This window comes from Sphingomonas sp. G-3-2-10, from assembly GCF_012927115.1.
Classification (GTDB): domain Bacteria; phylum Pseudomonadota; class Alphaproteobacteria; order Sphingomonadales; family Sphingomonadaceae; genus Sphingomonas.
Genome location: NZ_JABBFY010000005.1, coordinates 2501 through 5838, shown reverse-complemented (window position 1 = coordinate 5838; position 3338 = coordinate 2501). Strand labels below are relative to the sequence as shown.

General features: G+C 54.0%; 1 tRNA gene and 2 rRNA genes (1 of these 3 cut by a window edge). All 3 read right to left on the bottom strand.

The features are described from left to right. Nucleotides 1–45: 45 nt before the first annotated feature. Nucleotides 46–122, bottom strand: a tRNA-Met gene (locus HHL13_RS22355). A gap of 208 nt (nt 123–330) precedes the next feature. After that, nucleotides 331–445, bottom strand: a 5S ribosomal RNA gene (gene rrf / locus HHL13_RS22350). Nucleotides 446–574: 129 nt separating this feature from the next. Next, nucleotides 575–3338: ribosomal RNA gene (locus HHL13_RS22345) — 23S ribosomal RNA — on the bottom strand; it runs 30 nt beyond the window's last position.

Below are 3338 nucleotides of genomic sequence, written 5' to 3'. Positions count from 1 at the left end.
AAAATCCCCGCGTCGGTTATGGGGGGTTTGTTGCGATTGTGGTGTTGGTTGCGGGAGTAGGATTTGAACCTACGACCTTCAGGTTATGAGCCTGACGAGCTACCGGGCTGCTCCATCCCGCGGCGATTTGTTTTGCCTCAGGCGCCGGCGCGAGCTCCGCTCGCTTGGCTATCGCGCCAATAAGGCGCGGCGGCCGGTCGGCCTTGCGGAGCCGTTTGGCTCCGGATGGCAGGTGCCATCGGGCTGTCGTTGATGAGGGTCTTCATCTCTGACGTTGTGAATGGGTTCTTCCTGGGAAACGCGCATAATCCGAGCGACACCGGCTGCAATGCCTGGCGACGACCTACTCTTCCATCGCTTAAGCGATAGTACCATCGGCGCAGTCTGGTTTCACGTCCGAGTTCGGGATGGGATCGGGTGGGGCACAGACGCTATAGCCACCAAGCAATGAAGCCGGTGTAGCTGGGATATAGGTTTCAAATCGATACCGTGCACTTGGTATATAAGATGTAATACGGGCTGCGATGATCATCTATCATCCAAGCCAGCCAGAGCTGACATTGATGGTGGGACTCTCAAGCGCGAATAGGACAATTAGTATCGGTTAGCTCCACGCGTTACCGCGCTTCCACATCCGATCTATCAAGGTCGTGGTCTTCGACCGTCCTAAGAAATCTTATCTCGAGGGAGGCTTCCCGCTTAGATGCTTTCAGCGGTTATCCCGTCCATACATAGCTACCCTGCTGCGCCGTTGGCACGACGACAGGTACACCAGAGGTATGTTCAACCCGGTCCTCTCGTACTAGGGTCAACTCCTCTCAAATTTCGACGCCCACGGCAGATAGGGACCAAACTGTCTCGCGACGTTCTGAACCCAGCTCACGTACCACTTTAATTGGCGAACAGCCAAACCCTTGGGACCTGCTCCAGCCCCAGGATGTGATGAGCCGACATCGAGGTGCCAAACAACCCCGTCGATATGAGCTCTTGGGGGTTATCAGCCTGTTATCCCCGGCGTACCTTTTATCCGTTGAGCGATGGCCCTTCCACGAGGGACCACCGGATCACTATGACCGACTTTCGTCTCTGCTCGACTTGTCAGTCTCGCAGTCAGGCTGGCTTATGCCATTGCACTCTAACAGCCGGTTTCCAACCGGCCTGAGCCAACCTTCGCGCGCCTCCGTTACTCTTTAGGAGGCGACCGCCCCAGTCAAACTACCCGCCACAGAGGGTCCCAGAACCAGTTTCATGGTTCGTGGTTAGACATCAGAAAACAACAGGGTGGTATTTCACATTGTGGCTCCACATCGGCTGGCGCCAATGCTTCAAAGCCTCCCACCTATTCTACACAGTTCCTTCCTAATGCCACTCTGAAGCTGCAGTAAAGGTGCACGGGGTCTTTCCGTCTAACCGCGGGTACTCCGCATCTTCACGGAGAATTCAATTTCGCTGAGCATGTCCTGGAGACAGTGGGGAAGTCGTTACGCCATTCGTGCAGGTCGGAACTTACCCGACAAGGAATTTCGCTACCTTAGGACCGTTATAGTTACGGCCGCCGTTTACCTGGGCTTCATTTCGGAGCTTGCACCCCTCCACTTAACCTTCAGGCACCGGGCAGGCGTCAGGCCCTATACGTCGTCTTGAAGCCGACTTAGCAGAGCCCTGTGTTTTTGCTAAACAGTCGCTACCCCCTGGCCTGTGCCCCCTGCAAATGCTTGCGCATATGCAGGGCCTCCTTCTTCCGAAGGTACGGAGGCAATTTGCCGAGTTCCTTCAGGACACTTCTCTCAAGCGCCTTGGTATACTCTACCTGACCACCTGTGTCGGTTTCGGGTACGGTCTATACGGTGGGGCTATTTCCTGGGACTTCTTCGAAGCACGTCCAATCCGATAAGGACGTACAACACACGAAATCCGTCACACACCACCAGGCCCACGAATATTAACGTGGTTCCCATCGACTACCCCCTTCGGGCTCGTCTTAGGGGCCGGCTCACCCTGCGCGGATTAGCCTTGCGCAGGAACCCTTGGTCTTTCGGCGAAAGGGCATCTCACCCTTTTTATCGCTACTCATGTCTGCATTCGCACTTCCGATACCTCCACGACCCATTACCAGATCGCTTCACAGGCTTACGGAACGCTCCGCTACCGCGTGTAGTAAACTACACACCCTAAGCTTCGGTGCATCACTTTAGCCCCGTTACATCTTCGCCGCAGGAACCCTTATTTAGACCAGTGAGCTGTTACGCTTTCTTTAAAGGATGGCTGCTTCTAAGCCAACCTCCTGGTTGTTTTGGGATTCCCACATGCTTTCCCACTTAGTGATGACTTGGGGACCTTAGCTGTAGGTTAGGGCTGTTTCCCTTTTGACGACGGACCTTAGCACCCGCCGTCTGTCTCCCGGATAGTACTCTTGGGTATTCGGAGTTTGGTTAGAGTTGGTAGATCTCGCGACCCCCGCATCCATCCAGTGCTCTACCCCCCAAGGTATTCGTCCGAGGCACTACCTCAATAGTTTTCGCGGAGAACCAGCTATTTCCCGGCTTGATTGGCCTTTCACCCCTAAACACAACTCATCCGGTAACTTTTCAACGTTAATCGGTTCGGACCTCCAGTGCGTGTTACCGCACCTTCATCCTGGTCATGCCTAGATCGCCGGGTTTCGGGTCTAATCCGTCGAACTCATTCGCCCTATTCAGACTCGCTTTCGCTGCGCCTACACCTAACGGCTTAAGCTTGCTCGACAGATTAAGTCACAGACCCATTATGCAAGAGGTACGCTGTCACTCCACAAGAGAGCTCCAACTGCTTGTAGGCAATCCGTTTCAGGTACTGTTTCACTCCCCTCATCGGGGTGCTTTTCACCTTTCCCTCACGGTACTAGTTCGCTATCGGTCATGTACGAGTATTTAGGCTTAGAGGGTGGTCCCCCTATGTTCAGACAGGATTACACGTGTCCCGCCCTACTCAAGTCCTGATACATCACTTTCGCATACGGGGCTGTCACCCGCTATGGCGCTACTTTCCAGAAGCTTCTGCTAGTTGAATATCAGGCACTGGCCTGGTCCGCGTTCGCTCGCCACTACTAACGGAATCTCGGTTGATGTCTTTTCCTCCAGGTACTGAGATGTTTCAGTTCCCCGGGTTCGCTTCACCAAATCTATGTATTCAATCTGGTGATACCTTCCTCAATTAACTCGGTCACTGATTGCTCAGCCACTGAATTAATTGGTGAAGGTGGGTTTCCCCATTCGGAAATCGTCGGGTCAAAGGTTGCTCACACCTCACCGACGCTTATCGCAGCGTGCCACGTCCTTCATCGCCTGTACATGCCAAGG